Annotated in this window: 15 protein-coding genes; 5 read left to right on the forward strand and 10 right to left on the reverse strand. The window is 66.6% G+C overall.

Annotated elements, in window-relative coordinates; translation table 11 throughout:
* Positions 1–28 precede the first annotated feature (28 nt).
* The 3 genes from LGR64_RS08475 to LGR64_RS08485 all read right to left on the reverse strand — a co-directional run bounded on the left by LGR64_RS08475 (position 29) and on the right by LGR64_RS08485 (position 3,176).
* Positions 29–430, reverse strand: a complete 402-nt coding sequence (locus LGR64_RS08475) for a BLUF domain-containing protein (RefSeq protein ID WP_034395786.1) — start codon at positions 428–430, stop codon at positions 29–31.
* A gap of 248 nt (positions 431–678) precedes the next feature.
* Complete coding sequence (locus tag LGR64_RS08480) at positions 679–834, reverse strand: hypothetical protein (protein WP_012206197.1); 156 nt, start codon at positions 832–834, stop codon at positions 679–681.
* Positions 835–1,061: 227 nt separating this feature from the next.
* Positions 1,062–3,176, reverse strand: a complete 2,115-nt coding sequence (locus tag LGR64_RS08485; RefSeq protein ID WP_230355248.1) for a metallophosphoesterase family protein — start codon at positions 3,174–3,176, stop codon at positions 1,062–1,064.
* A gap of 188 nt (positions 3,177–3,364) precedes the next feature.
* On the opposite strand from LGR64_RS08485, the gene LGR64_RS08490 reads away from it, so the two are divergent.
* Complete coding sequence (locus LGR64_RS08490) at positions 3,365–4,444, forward strand: glycosyltransferase family 9 protein (protein ID WP_230355249.1); 1,080 nt, start codon at positions 3,365–3,367, stop codon at positions 4,442–4,444.
* A gap of 42 nt (positions 4,445–4,486) precedes the next feature.
* Here LGR64_RS08490 and LGR64_RS08495 read toward each other — a convergent pair whose 3' ends face one another.
* The 3 genes from LGR64_RS08495 to LGR64_RS08505 all read right to left on the reverse strand — a co-directional run bounded on the left by LGR64_RS08495 (position 4,487) and on the right by LGR64_RS08505 (position 7,789).
* Positions 4,487–5,650 (reverse strand): GGDEF domain-containing protein, encoded by a 1,164-nt coding sequence (locus LGR64_RS08495; protein WP_230355250.1) that lies wholly within the window; start codon positions 5,648–5,650, stop codon positions 4,487–4,489.
* A 329-nt stretch (positions 5,651–5,979) separates the two neighbouring features.
* Positions 5,980–6,663: an energy-coupling factor ABC transporter permease gene (locus LGR64_RS08500; protein WP_034395797.1), complete on the reverse strand. Its 684-nt coding sequence runs from the start codon at positions 6,661–6,663 to the stop codon at positions 5,980–5,982.
* 187 nt (positions 6,664–6,850) lie between these two features.
* Positions 6,851–7,789, reverse strand: coding sequence for a LysR family transcriptional regulator (locus tag LGR64_RS08505; RefSeq protein WP_034395799.1), 939 nt, complete (start codon positions 7,787–7,789; stop codon positions 6,851–6,853).
* Positions 7,790–7,917: 128 nt separating this feature from the next.
* Between LGR64_RS08505 and LGR64_RS08510 the strand changes: the two genes are divergently transcribed.
* Positions 7,918–9,375 (forward strand): MFS transporter, encoded by a 1,458-nt coding sequence (locus tag LGR64_RS08510; protein WP_230355251.1) that lies wholly within the window; start codon positions 7,918–7,920, stop codon positions 9,373–9,375.
* A gap of 6 nt (positions 9,376–9,381) precedes the next feature.
* On the opposite strand, the gene LGR64_RS08515 is transcribed toward LGR64_RS08510, so the two are convergent.
* The 4 genes from LGR64_RS08515 to LGR64_RS08530 form a co-directional block, all read right to left on the reverse strand.
* Complete coding sequence (locus LGR64_RS08515; RefSeq protein ID WP_013801876.1) at positions 9,382–10,182, reverse strand: amino acid ABC transporter permease; 801 nt, start codon at positions 10,180–10,182, stop codon at positions 9,382–9,384.
* Positions 10,179–10,841, reverse strand: a complete 663-nt coding sequence (locus tag LGR64_RS08520; RefSeq protein WP_013801877.1) for an amino acid ABC transporter permease — start codon at positions 10,839–10,841, stop codon at positions 10,179–10,181. Before LGR64_RS08520 ends, LGR64_RS08515 begins: the two co-directional genes overlap by 4 nt.
* Positions 10,842–10,844: 3 nt before the next feature.
* A complete protein-coding gene (locus tag LGR64_RS08525; protein WP_230355252.1) occupies positions 10,845–11,747 on the reverse strand; it encodes a glutamate ABC transporter substrate-binding protein in 903 nt (300 codons plus the stop codon).
* Positions 11,748–11,878: 131 nt separating this feature from the next.
* A complete protein-coding gene (locus LGR64_RS08530) occupies positions 11,879–13,189 on the reverse strand; it encodes a flavin-dependent oxidoreductase (RefSeq protein ID WP_230355253.1) in 1,311 nt (436 codons plus the stop codon).
* A 70-nt stretch (positions 13,190–13,259) separates the two neighbouring features.
* On the opposite strand from LGR64_RS08530, the gene LGR64_RS08535 reads away from it, so the two are divergent.
* The 3 genes from LGR64_RS08535 to LGR64_RS08545 all read left to right on the forward strand — a co-directional run bounded on the left by LGR64_RS08535 (position 13,260) and on the right by LGR64_RS08545 (position 15,676).
* Entirely contained in the window at positions 13,260–13,865 is a 606-nt protein-coding gene (locus LGR64_RS08535) for a TetR/AcrR family transcriptional regulator (protein ID WP_230355254.1), read from the forward strand.
* Positions 13,866–13,938: 73 nt separating this feature from the next.
* The gene (locus LGR64_RS08540; protein ID WP_230355255.1) at positions 13,939–14,940 is read left to right on the forward strand and encodes an NADP-dependent oxidoreductase; all 1,002 of its coding nucleotides are present in this window, start codon (positions 13,939–13,941) and stop codon (positions 14,938–14,940) included.
* 31 nt (positions 14,941–14,971) lie between these two features.
* A complete protein-coding gene (locus LGR64_RS08545; protein ID WP_063325626.1) occupies positions 14,972–15,676 on the forward strand; it encodes an SDR family oxidoreductase in 705 nt (234 codons plus the stop codon).
* Positions 15,677–15,748: the final 72 nt, after the last annotated feature.

Raw genomic sequence — 15,748 nt, forward strand, 5'->3', positions numbered from 1 at the left:
AACTGCCGCGCCTTTGGGGTCAAAGGGATTACTGGGCGTCCAGCAGCGGTAAAAGCTCCTGCAGTTTTTCCAGTGCGCCTGGGCCTTGAAGCTCGGAGATGGTGCCCAGCGGCTCCGTGTCTTCCACAATCACATAGGCCATGGACCACTTGGCAAAACGCCTTTGATCAAGGCGCGCCTGTGGAAACAGGGGCGTGAAGTTGATGTGTCTTTCATCGCGCGAGATGGACTCCACCAGCAGCGCCAGTTGCTCTGGCGGACCTTCGACATACTGGAAGAAGCGTTCACCGTCGAAAACCAGCATGCCCGTGATCCCGGCCGACCAGTTGAAGGTGCGCGCCGCCTTGATGATCGCCGCGATGCATGTGGTGTCAGCCCCTGGGGCCAACTGGCTGTGATAAAGGAAACATTCGAGAGAATTTTCTTGCATACCCTCCCCCTTTCTGAGTTGTTGGGCGGCGATGGTATGCGTTGCGCGAGGGGGGGCACGTAGGTGCGCAACCCGTTGTTGCATATGTAACCATCCTGCTTGCGCCCTGGGCCTGGGCGGCTGCGGGGCCCAACGACAACAAGCCCCCACAAGCACTGGCGGGCAGGGCTTGCGGGGGCTTGTGCAAGAGGAGGAGGGTGTTCCAAGCCTGGATTGACGTGGCCGGCCTTACAGGTGCGGCATCGCCCTCATTGCTGCTGCTTTTGCGGCAAGGGCTGGCCTATCTGTCGCTGGTTGGCCTTGGTCTGCTGCTGGGTGTAGTTGCCGTCGCTGATGGGCTGGCCCATCTGCATGGGGACATAGGAACGGTGATGGGACCCTGCCATGGGAATGAGCTGCTTCATGGAGAGAACTCCTGATCCGGCGGGTGGCGGCTGGAGGCCAATGCCGCCGGTCTTTAGGGGTTGCGGGACGAATGCAGCAAGTGTGTGGCGCGCCGTGAAATCCGGGTGTAGGAAAGATCGGAAGCCGTGTAGCCATGCCTGCGCAAATGCAAGAAAGCGCTGACCTGCACGAAGGGGCAGGGCACCCCTTGGCACAGATCAGCGCTGTACAGGCCGCGCCTTGTCCGTCAGAACTTCAGGCTGTCGCTGCCTTCGGCGCGCAGCGTCCTGGCGTCGAAGTCCACCGAGAAATGGTCGCTGGGCTTGCCCGAGCCCAGGCCCTTGAGGATGGAGAACACCTGCTTGAAGCTGTACTGGAAGGGCTGGCCCACGGGCGTGCTGTCGGCCAGCTTGTCGCCCGTTTTCTGGGGCGCCGAGGTCAGGGCAGGGAAGGCGCTCATCAGCAGGCGGTACTGTTCCACGCGCTGCTTGCCCATGTCGTTCAGCGACAGGCCGCCCGCGTAGACGGTGCGGTGGAAGTCGCCGTAGAAGGTATAGGCCGACACATTGGCCAGCGCGTTGAAGTCCACGCCCGCGGCCTGGGCCTTGGCGCGGGCGGCGTTCTCGGCCACGCTCCAGTCGGCGGCCCACTGCGCGGCATTGCCGGCCACGGGGCTGCCTTGCAGGCAGCCGGCGCTGGGCTTGAACGGCACGGCAACGCCTTGCGCGGCCAGGCCGGCGAGCTGGGCGTAGGTGACCTTGGTGTCCAGCTGGGCCATGGTCAGCATCTGCTGCAGGTTGAGCTGGCTGACCAGGTCCTTCATGTCGCAGGCCCAGTACTCGTCCAGGAAGCGCAGGCGCGACAGCTCGCCGAAGTAGCGGCTGGTGAAGTCGCCATAGCTGGTGCTGGACAGAATGGCCTTGTCCCAGCGGCGCTTGGCGTCTTCGGGCTTGCTGCTGCCTTCCACGTACTTCCATTCCATCTCGTACAGCGGAAAGAGCTCGTTGAAGCGCGGCACGTTGTTCAGCGCCACGGTCTGCACGTCCACCTTGCGCGGCGTGTCGAAGCGCACGATCTTGTAGGCCGCGCCATAGACGGCCAGCGACGGCGACTGCACGTTCACCAGGTACTTGCCGCTCTTGCTCAGGTAGTCGTTGGTGCCGTTGAAGTGCATGTGGCCGCCGATGTGCAGCGGCAGGCCCGTGGCGGCCACCGCCTCGGCCGTGGCCTGCTCGGGCACGCGCGCCGTCTGGAAGGCGCCGGGCTTGAAGGCGGCCTTGATGGCATCGGTCTGGTTGGCGTAGAAGTCCATGGTCGGGTAGTGCGAGAAGGCCACCAGCTGCTTGCCCTGGGCCTTGGCGCGCGCGCTCACCGATTCGATCCACGCCATCACGCTCTTCTTGTGCGTGGTCATCTTGTTCCAGCCTGCATTGCCGGCGCCGGTGAAGCCCTTGGGCGAGTTGGGCTTGGCGGGGTCCAGCTTGTCCGGCACGAAGACGTTGGCGTCCACCGACAGCAGCCACAGGCCCTTGACGGGCTCGACCAGGTAGCTCACATCGGCAATGCTGGTGCAATTGGTGTAGCCGGCCTGCTTGAACCTGCCGCCTTCGCCTTCCTTGCAGATCTCGTAGCTGCGCTGGCTCAGCTGGGCCTGTCTGGCCGCCTCGGCATAGCTGTACTTGTCCTGCGCGTAGGTGCTGTAGGGGGTCTCCCAGTACACGTCCTTCTCATTGGGCATCAGGCCGTAGGGGGCCAGGTCGCGCAGCAGCGAGGCATAGCCTTGCTCCATCAACTGGTCGGTACAGACCACGTTGGCTTCGGCGTTCAGGCAGCCCTGGTAGTTCTTGGCGTAGACCTTGACCGTGCTGCCGTTGGCGGCCATGAAGTCGTCCTTGCCCTTTTCGTCATCGTCGTAGGGGGCGACAGGGTCATGGTTGCCGGGCGCGATGAAAAAGCGCATGCCCTTTTTCTCGTACTCGGCCAGCACGGCGCGAAAGCCGTTCACGTTCAGCGGCTGGCCGTCGTCGGAGAAGTCGCCGGGAAAGGCCACCAGCTTCACGCCCTTGGCCAGCGAATCGTCCAGCGCGGCGCGGAAGGCGAAGTAGTTCTCGTTGAACAGCCGCGTGGAAGTCAACTGCGCATACATGGTGCGGATGGTGGCGAACATGCCATTGGCCGTGGGCACGCCCTTGAAGCTGCTGTTCTTGAGGTCGCCGTACACATCCTGGAAGTGCACATCGGCCATGAAGGCCACGGCCTGGCTGTTCGTTCCCCCATCTGCCCTATCGCCATCACTGCCACCACAACCCGCCAGGGCCAGCGCTGCGGCACCGGCCACCATTCCCAATTTCCAGACTTGCATTCTTCGTGTTGCGCGGGGCGCTCTGATTGACAAAGTCCGGCATTGTCTGCAGCCCATGTTTCATGGGTGTGACAGGGCAACCCAGCCAGGCGTGGTAGCCGGCGTCCGACTTTTGCCGGGGGCGGGCGCGCGGCGGGCACGCCGATTGCTACGTATCCCTGGCCTGCAACCACAGGCGGAGAGTGCCCATGAATTCCATGAATCACCCCTTGCTGAGGCTGGCCGATTCAACCCCCGCCCTCAGGCCCGGCAAGTACACGGACCACCGCAGGTCGGCCGTCTTGCCGCAGCTGCGCAGAATCGGCGTGTTCCGCGCGCGCCGCTTCGGGGATCTGCTGTGCGCCACGCCCGTTCTGCGTGCATTGGCTGCGGCCTGGCCCAAGGCACGCATCACCCTGATCGGGCTGCCCGAGGCCGAAGGCCTGGCGCAAAGGCTGTCTTCGGTCGATGACTTCGAGCTGTTTCCCGGCTGGCCCGGTCTGCCCGGCGTGCCCTCGGCCAAGGCCGATGAATACAGCTTCTTCCAGCGCCGCATGCGTTCGCGCCGCTTTGACCTAGTGGTGCAGCTGCACGACTCGGGCCGCAACACCAATGCCCTGGTCGCCAACTTTGGCGCGCGCCGCAACGCGGGCTTTGCGGACCCCGATGACTGGGTGCCCGAGGCGGATGCGCTGCGCTTTGTGCCCTGGCCCGGGCTGGGCAGCGAAGTGCTGGGCCTGCTGGCCCTGACCGACTACATGGGCCTGCCGCGCCGCGGTCTCAAGCTGGATCTGCCGTTGAATGCCGATGACCGCGCCCGCGTCCGCCCGCTGCTGCCCGCAAGCCGCCGTTACGCCATCGTGCACCCGGGCGCGCGGCTGGCTGTGCGCCGCTGGTCCGCCAGCGGCTTCGCGGCCGTGGCCGACCGGCTGGCGCAGGCGGGGCTGGAAGTGGTGCTCACCGGCAGCGAGGACGAGCGCGCCCTGGTGGCATCGGTGGCCGCGCAAATGCGCCACCCCGCCCTGGACCTGAGCGGCCGCACCGACATCTGGATGCTGGGCGCGGCGCTGGCATCGGCCAGCGTGGCCGTGTGCAACAACACCACCGTCTCCATGATGGCTGCTGCCCTGGGCACGCGCAGCGTGGTCGCCTCGCAAGCCGGCGAAGTGGACCGGGGCCCGCCGCTGGACCCGCAGCGCCACCGGGTCTTCACCCCCGGCAGCGATGCGCATGCCGCCGAACTGCTGGCGCAAGCAGCGCTGGCGCTGGCCGATGAAGAGCTGGCGTGAGGCATGCCCAGGGCCAGGGCACCCTCGGCACCCCCGGCGCCGTCAGTGCGGCCGCCCGGGCGCAAGCGGGACCAGTTCCATCCGGTCCCGTCCCTTGCGCTTGGAGGTGTAGAGGGCTTCGTCAGCCTGCTTGAGCCAGTGGGACAGCTCCACCCCGGGCTGGTCGAACAGGGTGGCACCGATGCTCAGCGACACCGGTTCCGGCGTCTCGAACAGGGTGCGCGCCTGCTGCGCGAAGGCCTCGCGCAAGTCCTGGCCCAGCGCCTGCGCTGCCGCGTGGTCGACGCTGCGCAGCACGATCACGAACTCGTCCCCGCCCAGCCGGGCGGCCAGTGCGCCGCGCGGCAGTGCGCTGCGGATGAGGTCGCTCAGGGTCAGCAGCAGGCGGTCGCCGGCATCGTGGCCGTGCAGGTCGTTGACCTGCTTGAAGTGGTCGATATCGATCAGCAGCAGGGCGCAGGGGCTGGCCGCTGAGGCCTGCTCCAGCAGCTGGGGTGCGCGCAGATAGAGCGCGCGGCGGTTGTCCAGGGCGGTGAGCGGGTCGCGGGCGGCGATCTGCGCGATGCGTTCCTCGCGGCGATGGCGCTCCGTGCCGGTCATGGACATGGCGAGCAGCATGATCGCCATCACGCCTTCCACCAGCGAGACCAGGATCACCGTGCCGTGGAAATTGGCCAGGTTGATGAAGGTGTCCAGCGCCACGGCCGAGGCGGCCTTGGCGAAATAGAACAGGCCGTGGGCCAGCAGAACGAAGCGCAGCTGCGCCGCGCCCACGCCCAGCGTGCCGCCGTGCGGGCGCAGCATCAGGCCGGCGCGCAGGCTGATGACGGCGATCAGCAGCGACTGGATGCCCAGCATTGCCCTGGACCACCACGGCCCGCTGGGCATGAACAGCATTGCCAGCCAGACGACGGCCACCAGCCACCACAGGCGCGGCAGCCGGGTGTGCGTGAACGCGGCAACACCGGCCAGGAACAGCCAGTGCGCGCAGATCAGCAAGCCGTTGGGAAACCAGATGCCCAGCAGCACATGGCCGCTGGAGCGCAGCAGGGCCAGCACACAGCCCACGGCGATGATGGCAAACCCCCCGCTCCACAGCAGCAGCGAGCGTTCGCGCACGCTGCCCCATTCCGCAGCCAGATACAGCGCCGAGGCGGCGGCCATGGCCGTGGTGAGAACGAGCAGGGTGAAGGGATCGAGAACCATGGACGATGAAGATATCGGCGCAGGCAGGCCCCGTGCAATAGCTGCCAGGCAAGGAGCAATGCGGCGCAGGTCGGGGCCGTCGCATTGAAATGGAGCGGAGCGCGCGGGCCGAATTGTCGCAGGATGCGGGCCTTCAGGCCCTTGCTGCGCGGCAGTCCGTTGGGTGGAAGTCACGGATCGGACGGCCCGTGAACGGGAGCCCCTTGCCTGATTTTCGGCCTGATTTCCGTGATGCAGCCGCCGTGGCGCTGGTCAGCGCGGATGCGGCTGGAGTCGTGAACAGCCCGCCACAGCGGAGCACCAAGGGTGCGGTGACCGGGAGCCGGCTGTCAGATGGCCGCTGCGTGCAGGCGGGTATTGAAAAGCGGCCCTTGCGTGAAGGCGGCCAGACGCTTGGCCAGCCACAGCACGGCCAGGTCCACCAGGGGCTCCACCAGCACCACGCACATGTAGGCGGCACCAAAGCTTGCGACCTCGGTCATGGTGGCCAGGCTGGCGCCATGGCCGTAGATGGCCCAGAAGGCGACCCACAGCACGATGCCGCCCTGGTAGGTGGTGGACAGGGCCAGGGCCTGCCGGTAGCTGATGTCCACATAGGCCGTGCCGGCCGGAATCAGCCGGCGCGCCAGCTGGCTCACCGCATACAGCGGCACCAGCAAGGTGGTGACGTTCATGCCGTACTGCGGCAGGTCGAAGGGTGCAAAGAACAGGCCCTGGACCAGCAGGCCGCACGCCAGGCCAATGGCCGCAGCACCCGCGCCGAACATCAGCAGCAAGGTCGAGCCCAGAATCAGATGGACCTCGGATACGCCGACCGGCTCGTGCGGAAACACCTCGAAGAAGCTGAACACCAGCGCGGTGGTGATCACACTGCGCACCAGCAGCGCGAGCGCGCCGCCGTTGTCGCGCAGGCTTTGCCGTGCCAGGGCGGCGGTCAGGCCGAAGGCCGCTGCGGCAGTGACGTAACTGAGGGCGATTTTCTCGGGGCTGACGACGCCGGGTTCGATGTGCATGGGAGGTCCTGAACAGGCAAGGTCCGTTGGAGAGCCGGCGGGCACCGACTGCGCAACGGCAAAGGCACCGAGCATAGCCGGGGACGGTGTGCTGCGCCATGTTCATTTCACGCTGTGGCCACGCTGTAGTCACGCTGCCGCACTTCGGATAGCCATCGGTTTCACGCGCGGTTTCACGCGCTCGCTCTCACGCCGGGCTTTCGGCCGCTTTTTCGCATGACCAGGAATCGCTGTGCTGTTCCGAGCAGATCTCCCGTACGCACCCGCGCAGCCACCGGTGCGCCGGATCGGCATGCAGCCTCGGGTGCCACAGGAGTGAGACCGTGATCTCCGGCACAGGGACGGGGAGGGGGAAGCTGTGCATTCCGGCACGCAGGTTCCCCGTGTGCCTTTCGGGAACACTGGCGATCAGGTCGGAGGCCCGGGCCAAGGCCAGCGCCGCTGAAAAGCCGCCAACGATCGCAACGATCTGCCGTTGCAGGTCGAGAGAACTCAAGGCTTCGTCGATGGGGCCCTTGTCCTGCCCTCGCCGGGACACCAGGATATGCCTGCCGGCCGCATAGCGCGAGGGCGTGATCTCGCCCTGGCTCAGCGGGTGCCCCATTCGTACGACGCCAATGAAACGGTCTCGGAACAACGCCTGCGCACGCACCTCCGGACCTATCGTGCTCCCGACAACGCCGGTCTCCAGATCGACCGTGCCGTCGCGAAGCGGGCCGCTCCCTTTGTTTGACTTCTGCACAAAGCAAAGGCGAACGCCAGGCGCTTGCTCGCCGACGCGGGCAATCAGGTCCGGTCCGAAATTCTCCACAAAGCCTTCGCTGGTCCGCAGTGTGAACGTTCGGACCAGCTGCTGGAGGTTGGGCTGCTCGGCAGGGCGCAAAACCGCTTCCGTGTCCTGCACGAGCTGGCTGACCCGCTCGCGGAGTTCGAGCGCCCGAGGTGTGGGAACGAGGCCGCGCCCGGCCCGGACCAGCAGCGGATCGCCCGTCGTCTCCCGCAAACGCGCCAACGCCCGGCTCATCGCTGACGGGCTCAGCCGCAACCGTTGGGCGGCGCGCGCCACGTTGCCTTCCGCAAGCAGCACATCCAGGGTGACAAGCAGGTTGAGATCGGGTCTTGACATGGATTGACCGTAGCACGGCGTGTGGTGACATGGCGCCAGACGCACGAATAAAGTGAAAGTGGTGCGCCTTCCGCCATGCCGGGCAGGGAACTACGCTTCCGATAGCTCAATTTCGGGAGTCGCCAACGATGAAAATCACACCAGAATCAGCCACGACAGCAAGAGATGGGATAGCCGCTGACAGTGCAGAGCAGACGCCGTCGACTCGGTGGGTGCTTGCCAGCCTTTCGCTATCCATGTTGCTGTCATCGCTGGGCACCAGCATCGCCAATGTGGGGTTGCCGACCTTGGCTCAGGCGTTCGGCGCCTCTTTCCAGCAGGTCCAGTGGGTCGTCCTTGCCTATCTGCTGGCCATCACCGCCCTGATCGTCAGCGTCGGACGGCTCGGCGACCTCATGGGCCGCCGACGGCTGCTGCTGGTCGGCATCTTCCTGTTCACGCTGGCCTCGGTCTTTTGCGGCCTGGCGCCCACGCTCCGGCTGCTGATTGCCGCCCGGGCGGTGCAGGGTCTTGGCGCGGCCATCATGATGGCCCTCACCATGGCGTTTGTCGCTGGGGCGGTGCCGAAGGAAAGGACCGGCAGCGCCATGGGACTGCTCGGAACGATGTCCGCAATGGGCACCGCTCTCGGTCCATCGCTGGGCGGCATTCTGATCGCCGGACTCGGTTGGCAGGCGATCTTTCTCGTCAACGTACCGCTGGGTATCGTGGCATGGGTTCTCGCGCACCGTTGCCTGCCCGCCGATTGCCGGGGGGAGAAGACGGGGCGGGCCCGCTTCGACAATCTGGGCACCTTGCTGCTGGCTGTGACGCTTGTGGCGTACGCACTGGCCATGACGCTGGGGCGCGGAAGTTTCGGTCCGCTCAACGGGGCTCTTGTGTTGACCACTGCCTTGGGTGCCGTGCTCTTCGTGCTTGCCGAGGCGAAAGCCGCATCGCCCTTGATTCGATTGGCGATGTTCCGTGATCCAGGCTTCAGCGCAAGCCTTGCCATGAACGCGCTCGTCTCGACTGTGATGATGTCGACGCTGGTGGTGGGGCCGTTCTACCTCGCCCGTGCGCTCGGGCTCAACGAAGCCATTGTCGGCATCGTGATGGCGGTGGGCCCATTAATCGCCATATTGAGCGGTGTCCCCTCTGGCCGTGCCGTCGATTGTTGGGGCGCGCCATCCATGGCCATCGTCGGGCTCATCGCCATGGCGGCGGGTGCATTTGCACTGTCCGTGCTTGCGGCGATGTTCGGCGTGGCGGGATACGTTGCTGCCATCGTCGTCCTGACCCCTGGATATCAGCTCTTCCAGGCGGCCAACAACACCGCCGTCATGGCGAATGTCCATCCAGACCAGCGCGGCGTCATCTCGGGCATGCTCAGCCTGTCGCGCAACCTTGGGCTCATCACCGGGGCATCCATGATGGGGACGGTTTTCGCGCTCGCTTCAAAGACGCCCGACATCGCCACGGCGCATCCCGAGGCCGTTGCCAACGCGATGCGGATCACGTTCGCAGTCTCGGCCGTTCTGATCGTCGTTGCCCTGGCCATGGCAATGGCAGTTGCAAGCCGTGCTCTCGCGACAAGCCGTTCGTGACGAGGCTCAGTGCACCGGCCGGCTCAGCCGCCTGCTCGCCCTCGATATCGCGTAGTTCACCAGGCAGTACAGCACCGCCACCACCAGGTACACGGGCACCAGCGCGTGGTAGTTGGCGATGAGCACCTTGGCGTTCTGCATGAGCTCGCCGTAGGTGACGATGTAGCCGAAGGTGGTGTCCTTGACCACGATGACCAGTTGCGCGACCAGGGCCGGGACGATGTAGCGCAGGGCCTGCGGGAAGACGACGAACCGGAAGACCTGGACCTCGGTCAGCCCCAGGCTTCGCGCGGCATCGGTCTGGCCGCGAGGGACGGCCAGCACGCCTGCGCGGTAGACCTCGGCCACCACGGCGGCGGTGCTCAGGCCTATGGGCAGGGTCAGCATCCAGTACGTGCCGAGCTTGATGCCGGCTGCGGGAAGCACCAGAAAGCACACATAGATCAGCAGCAGCGTGGGCGTGCCGCGCAGGAATTCGATGACGGCGATGCTGGGCCAGCGCACGATGCGTGGCCGCGCCAGGCGCCCCGCCAGCAGCACCAGCCCAAGGCTCAGCGCAATCACGGCGGCCATGGCCGAGGACGCCAGCGTGCCGAGCAGGCCCTTGGCCAGAAAGGCCCAGGTGGTGGGCCAGGCGAAGAATTCCCAGAACCGGGCCTCGAGCTGGCCTGCGGAATGAAAACGCCACACGACGCCCGCAGCCAGCGCAATCAGCCCGGCCGCGGCGATCAGGCTGACCACCTGCGTGATCTTCCTGGCCTGCGGGCTGGGCGCGCCAAACAGAATGTCTTCCAGAGAACGGCTCATCGCAGTATCCGCAGCTTCTTTTCCAGGATGGCGCCCACCCAGGCAATGAGCAATCCGGTGGCCACGTACAGGGCGGCGGCCACCGCGAACGCGGCCATGCCGGCGGCGGAGTCGTTGGCGATCTTGGACACGAGCGCCGTGAGCTCCCGGCCCGCCAGCGGCACCTGGGACGCCAGCGAGGTGGACAGCATCAGCGCAATGAGCAGCGACGTCATCGGCTGCACCACCGAGCGCAGCGCCTGCGGCAGCACCACGGCCGAGATGATCTGCATGGGCCGCATGCCCAGGCTGAGCGCGGCCTCGATCTGGCTGCCGGCAATGGTGTTGATGCCCGCGCGCAGATAGTCCGCCGTGAACGCGGAGCAAACCAGGGTCAGGGCCAGGACCACGCTGGGCTCATAGTCGATCACGACATTGAGATCGGGCAGCGCGAACACGATGAAGATCAGCAGCGCCACGCTGGGAATGTTGCGGAAGATCTCGACGTAGCCCGTCAGCACGAAGCGCAGCGGCGGCAGGGGAAGCAGCCTGAGCACCGTCACGACCACGCCCAGCAGGAAGCCGGGCAGGAACGAGAAGGCGGTGAGCTTCCAGGTCAGCAAGAGGGCCTGCCAGAAGGCAGGCCCGTGGTCGGCGAGGAGCCGGGAGATGTCACCCATCGTTCAGGGCAGGGCGGGCGGCGTGGGAACGGCCGTGCTGCCGGTGCGCTGTCCGATGGAGACGGTCCACAGCTTGGCCCAGGTGCCATCGGCTTCGATTTTCTTCAGGAAGGCGTTGATGAAGGCCACGCCGTCCGAGCCCTTGGGCAGGCCGATGCCGTAGGAATCCTGGGCGCCAAAGGGCGCGCCTGCCAGCCGCGCGTCGCCAGTGCCCAGGCTCAGGGTGTTGAGCAGCAGGGTGTAGTCGGTCACGTAGGCGTCCACACGGCCCTGGCGCAGGGAGTCCAGCGCCTCCTGGTGCGTCTGGAACTCCTGCACGACCGCCTTGGGCGCGTGCTGCGCCAGGATGGCGGGGCCCGTGGAGCCGGCCTGCGTGGCCACCTTCTTGCCTGCCAGATCGCTGTACGACTGCACGGTCTTGTTGCTTGCCTTGACCAGCACCCCGGCCTGCGAGGTGTAGTAGGGGCCGGCAAACGAGATCTTCTCGGCGCGTGCGGGGGTAATGGAGTAGGTGGCGACCACCATGTCCGCCTGGTTGTTGATGAGCACCTGCTCGCGCGTGGACGAGGTCACCTGTGCGAACTGGTACTTGGACGCATCGCCCAGGATGTAGCGCGTGAGCAGCTGGGCCAGGCCTGCGTCGAAGCCGCGGATCTTGCCGTCCTTCTCGTTGAGCAGGGAGAACAGATTGGAGGTCTGGGTGCTGCCCAGGCGCAGCGTGCCGGTCTGCTTGATCTTGCTGGCCCAGGTGCTCGATGCAATGGTCGCGGCGTCGGCGACGGGGCCCTGAGCCACCAGGGCGTCAAACGCCGCTGTGTTCAGGGGCGCGCCCTGCGCAAAAAGCGATCCACTGCCCACGATCGCCAGCGTCACCACGGTGGATTTCAGAATGGATTTGATGGGCATGTGGTCTTCCTGCTTGGTCTGTGATGTAAATCTGGGGATGGCTGCCAGGGGCAAGGGCCGATTATGGCGACTCGCGGCCCTTGCTGCCGCACAAGGGCTCAGTCCCTGGTCACGCGCCGGTCATGCGCCGGTCACGTGCTGGCCATGCGCCGACCGGGTGCGATGGTGGGGGCTGCGGCATTGAGCGTCTCGATCGCATAGCCGGCTGCTGCCTTGTAGCGGGCCATGAAGCCCTCGCGCTCCTCGCGCGGCAGCACCTCGTCGATATGGTCGAAGACGCCGCCGCAGCGCTCGTCCACCAGCCCCAGCAGGCCGAAGGGGCCGGCCCCGCGGTTGCGCAGAACCAGGGCCGAGATGTCCTTGCACAGTCTGTCGTCATAGGCGCGCAGCGCCTGCGGACCCACGCCGTGGTCCAGCAGCTGCGCGCCCAGCACGCGCGCGTCCACGATGGCCTGGCTGGCGCCGTTGGAGCCCACGGGGTACATCACGTGCGCCGCATCGCCCAGCAAGGCCACGCGGCCGTCCACCCAGGTGGGCACGGGGTCGCGGTCGATCATGGGGTACTCGAAGATATCCGTGGCGCCGCGCAGCATGGCCGGCACGTCCAGCCAGCCGTAGTCCCAGCCGTCGAAGTGGTGGATGAATTCCTCCAGCGCCACGCGCCGGTTCCAGTCGCCTTGCTGCCAGCCGCCGTCGTTGTCCACCGTGATCTCGGCGATCCAGTTGATGGTGGCCAAGCCCGTGACGGGGTCCGGCGGCGTGATGGGGTACAGCACCACGCGATGGCGCAGCGAGCCCACGCCCACGAAGGACGCACCGGTGCGCACCGGCACGCCCGGCGTGGTGCCGCGCCACATGATGGCGCCGCCCCACTGGATGGGCGGCTGCGCGGGGTGCATCTGCGCGCGCACGGCCGAGTGCAGGCCATCGGCCGCCACCAGCAGCGAGCCTTGCACCTCCAGCCGCTGGCCATCGCGGGTGTCGATGAGCGCGGTCACGCCGTCGGCATCCTGCCGGTAGCCCACCACGCGCCGGCCCAGTTGCACGGCATCGTCGCCCAGGCGCTCCCGCACGGCGTTGAACAGCATCATCTGCAGCTGCCCCCGGTGCACCGCGTACTGAGGCCAGTGGTAGCCCGCCTGCAGCCCGCGCGGCTCGGCATACACCTCGTTGCCGTTGCGGCCCACCAGCGCCCATTCCCGCGCCTGCAGGCCGATGGTGTCCAGCACATCGTTGCCGAAGCCCAGGTCATGCAGTTCCCGCACCGCGTTCGGCTGCAGGTTGATGCCCACGCCCAGCGGCTGCAACTGCGCCACCGACTCGAACACGATGCAGGGCACGCCGATCTGGTGCAGCGTGAGGGCAGTGGCCATGCCACCGATGCCGCCGCCGGCAATGAGCACGGGGCGGGATGGATTGTTGTGTGAAGCAGCAGCAGACATGCCAGGATTGTCCATGCAATGGCTGCGGGCGGATGTCCCATCTGCGGCGCGTGCATGGCGCAAACAATGTATGATGACCATCATGCGAAACACAAATTCCAGCGCCCGCGCTTCCGCCAAGGAGGCCACGCATGAGCGCATCGTCTCCGTGGCGGCGCGTGCCATCCGCCGCAGCGGCTATGGCGGCACCGGGGTGGCGGACATCATGAAGGAGGCGGGCCTGACGCACGGCGCCTTCTACGCCCATTTCGCCTCGCGCGACGCCATGCTGGCCGAAGCGGCGGGCAAGGCCTGCGCCGAGTCCTGTGCCGCTGTCGCCGACGTGGTGGCCAAGGCGCCGCCCGGCATGGTGCTGCAGGCCATGCTGGCCGCCTATCTTTCCAAGGAACATGTCCAGCGCGCCGAGGTGGGCTGCCCCCTGGCGGCCCTGGGCTCCGAGACGTCGCGCCAGGCGCCGGAGGTGCGCCGCGTGGCCACGGGCCACATCAAGGAAATGGTCGATCTCATCGCCCGCCAATCGCCGGACTGGGGACAGCCCGGTGCCCATGAGCGCGCGCTCGTCACCTTGTCCACCATGGTCGGCAGCCTGCTGCTGGCACGGGCAGTGGATGACCCTGGCCTGTCCGACAGCCTTCGCGAGGCAGCACTCAAGCACCTGGGGCCGGCCAGCCAGTGATGGCGCATGCCCTGTGCATGTGCCTGGATTTTTTTTGCCGTTACATATGATGATCATCATATAAAGGAAGACCATGAAGGCATTTGTTCTGGAAAGCCATGGAGCGAACCGGGCCTTGCAGCTGGCAGAGGTACCCGAGCCGCAGCTGCGTGACGACGAAGTCCTGGTCCAGGTCCATGCCGCAGGCGTGAACCAGCTGGACTCCAAGATCAAGGACGGGCAATTCAAGCTCATCCTGCCCTATCGCCTGCCCCTGATCCTGGGCCACGACGTGGCCGGCGTGGTGGTCAAGGCCGGCCCGCGCGTGCGGCAGTTCAAGCCCGGCGACGAGGTCTATGCACGCACGGACGATTTCCGGATCGGCACGTTCGCGGAGTTCGTGCCGGTCAAGGAGTCGTCGCTGGCGCCAAAACCGAAGGGGCTCACGATGGAAGAGGCGGCCTCCATCCCCCTGGTGGGCCTGACGGCCTGGCAGGCACTGGTGGAGACAGCGAAGCTGACGAAGGGGCAAAGGGTCTTCATCCAGGCCGGCTCCGGCGGCGTGGGCACGTTCGCCATCCAGCTGGCCAGGCACCTGGGCGCCACTGTGGCCACCACCACGAGCGCGGCCAACTTCGAGCTGGTCAGGAGCCTGGGTGCGGATGTCGTCATCGACTACCGCACGCAGGACTTCGAGGACGTCCTGCACGACTACGACGTGGTGCTAAACAGCCAGGACGGCAAGACGCTTGGCAAATCCCTGCGCGTGCTCAAGGGCGGCGCGAAGCTGGTCTCCATCTCCGGCCCACCCGATCCCGCGTTTGGCAGAAACATCGCGGCGCCCGCATTCGTGCGGCTGGTGATGCGGCTGCTCAGCTCCGGCGTCAGGCGCCGGGCGCGAGGCCGTGGCATTGACTACTCCTTCCTCTTCATGCGGGCCAACGGCGGCCAGCTGCGCGAGATCACCCGCCTCATCGAAGCGGGCGCCATCCGCCCGGTCGTGGACAAGGTCTTCGCATTCGAGTCCACCAACGAGGCCCTTGCGTATGCCGAAGCCGGCCATGCCAAGGGCAAGGTCGTCATCAAGATCCGTTGACCCGTTTTTTTCCCCACCCCTGGAGCGATCCATGAAAATTGAAAACGCTGTTGTTCTCGTCACCGGTGCCAATCGCGGCATCGGCCTGGCCTTCGCACGCGAGCTGCTTGCCCGTGGCGCCCGCAAGGTCTACGCCGGCGCGCGCGACCCCGCCACGGTCACCCAGCCCGGCGTGCATGCCCTGCAGCTGGACGTGAACCGTCCGCAGGACGTGGCCGCCGCCGCCGCGCTGGCGTCGGACGTCACGCTGGTGATCAACAACGCCGGCATCGCCCAGCCCGGCGGCTTCATGGCGCCCGACAGCGAAGAGGTCGCCAGGCGCATCTTCGAGACCAACTTCTTCGCCGTGCTGCGCATGAGCCAGGCCTTCGCGCCGGTTCTCAAGGCCAACGGCGGAGGGGCCTTGCTCAATGTGCTGTCGGTGGCCTCCTGGGTGAACGGTGGCGAGCTGGCCGCCTATTCGGCCAGCAAGTCGGCCGCATGGTCACTCACCAACGCCCTGCGCAGCGAGCTTGCAGGGCAGAAGACACAGGTGCTGGGCCTGCACATGGCCTATGTCGACACCGACCTCACGCGCGGGCTTGACGCGCCGAAGTCCAGCCCCGAGGACATCGTCAGCCGCGCGCTGGACGGACTGGAGGCCGGGCTCGATGAAGTGCTGGCCGACGAGCTCACCCAGCAGGTCAAGCGTGGCATGACGGCGGCCCGGCCGAGCTATCTGCCACAGGGCGCCTGAGATCGGACCGCGCCCGGTTGCCTGCGCTTTTCGGCAACCGGGCACGGCGGTCAGCCATGGGTGCCCATCCGC

Origin of the sequence: Delftia sp. Lp-1 (genome assembly GCF_020523835.1) — a bacterium.
Taxonomy (GTDB): domain Bacteria; phylum Pseudomonadota; class Gammaproteobacteria; order Burkholderiales; family Burkholderiaceae_C; genus Comamonas; species Comamonas acidovorans.

Coding starts and splice junctions, on each gene's coding strand:
- LGR64_RS08485 (WP_230355248.1), bottom strand. CDS start 3,176: ATGCAAGTCTGGAAATTGGGAATGGTGGCCGGTGCCGCAGCGCTGGCC.
- LGR64_RS08490 (WP_230355249.1), top strand. CDS start 3,365: ATGAATTCCATGAATCACCCCTTGCTGAGGCTGGCCGATTCAACCCCC.
- LGR64_RS08510 (WP_230355251.1), top strand. CDS start 7,918: ATGAAAATCACACCAGAATCAGCCACGACAGCAAGAGATGGGATAGCC.
- LGR64_RS08535 (WP_230355254.1), top strand. CDS start 13,260: ATGATGACCATCATGCGAAACACAAATTCCAGCGCCCGCGCTTCCGCC.
- LGR64_RS08495 (WP_230355250.1), bottom strand. CDS start 5,650: ATGGTTCTCGATCCCTTCACCCTGCTCGTTCTCACCACGGCCATGGCC.
- LGR64_RS08530 (WP_230355253.1), bottom strand. CDS start 13,189: ATGTCTGCTGCTGCTTCACACAACAATCCATCCCGCCCCGTGCTCATT.
- LGR64_RS08525 (WP_230355252.1), bottom strand. CDS start 11,747: ATGCCCATCAAATCCATTCTGAAATCCACCGTGGTGACGCTGGCGATC.
- LGR64_RS08545 (WP_063325626.1), top strand. CDS start 14,972: ATGAAAATTGAAAACGCTGTTGTTCTCGTCACCGGTGCCAATCGCGGC.
- LGR64_RS08475 (WP_034395786.1), bottom strand. CDS start 430: ATGCAAGAAAATTCTCTCGAATGTTTCCTTTATCACAGCCAGTTGGCC.
- LGR64_RS08515 (WP_013801876.1), bottom strand. CDS start 10,182: ATGAGCCGTTCTCTGGAAGACATTCTGTTTGGCGCGCCCAGCCCGCAG.
- LGR64_RS08480 (WP_012206197.1), bottom strand. CDS start 834: ATGAAGCAGCTCATTCCCATGGCAGGGTCCCATCACCGTTCCTATGTC.
- LGR64_RS08540 (WP_230355255.1), top strand. CDS start 13,939: ATGAAGGCATTTGTTCTGGAAAGCCATGGAGCGAACCGGGCCTTGCAG.
- LGR64_RS08505 (WP_034395799.1), bottom strand. CDS start 7,789: ATGTCAAGACCCGATCTCAACCTGCTTGTCACCCTGGATGTGCTGCTT.
- LGR64_RS08520 (WP_013801877.1), bottom strand. CDS start 10,841: ATGGGTGACATCTCCCGGCTCCTCGCCGACCACGGGCCTGCCTTCTGG.
- LGR64_RS08500 (WP_034395797.1), bottom strand. CDS start 6,663: ATGCACATCGAACCCGGCGTCGTCAGCCCCGAGAAAATCGCCCTCAGT.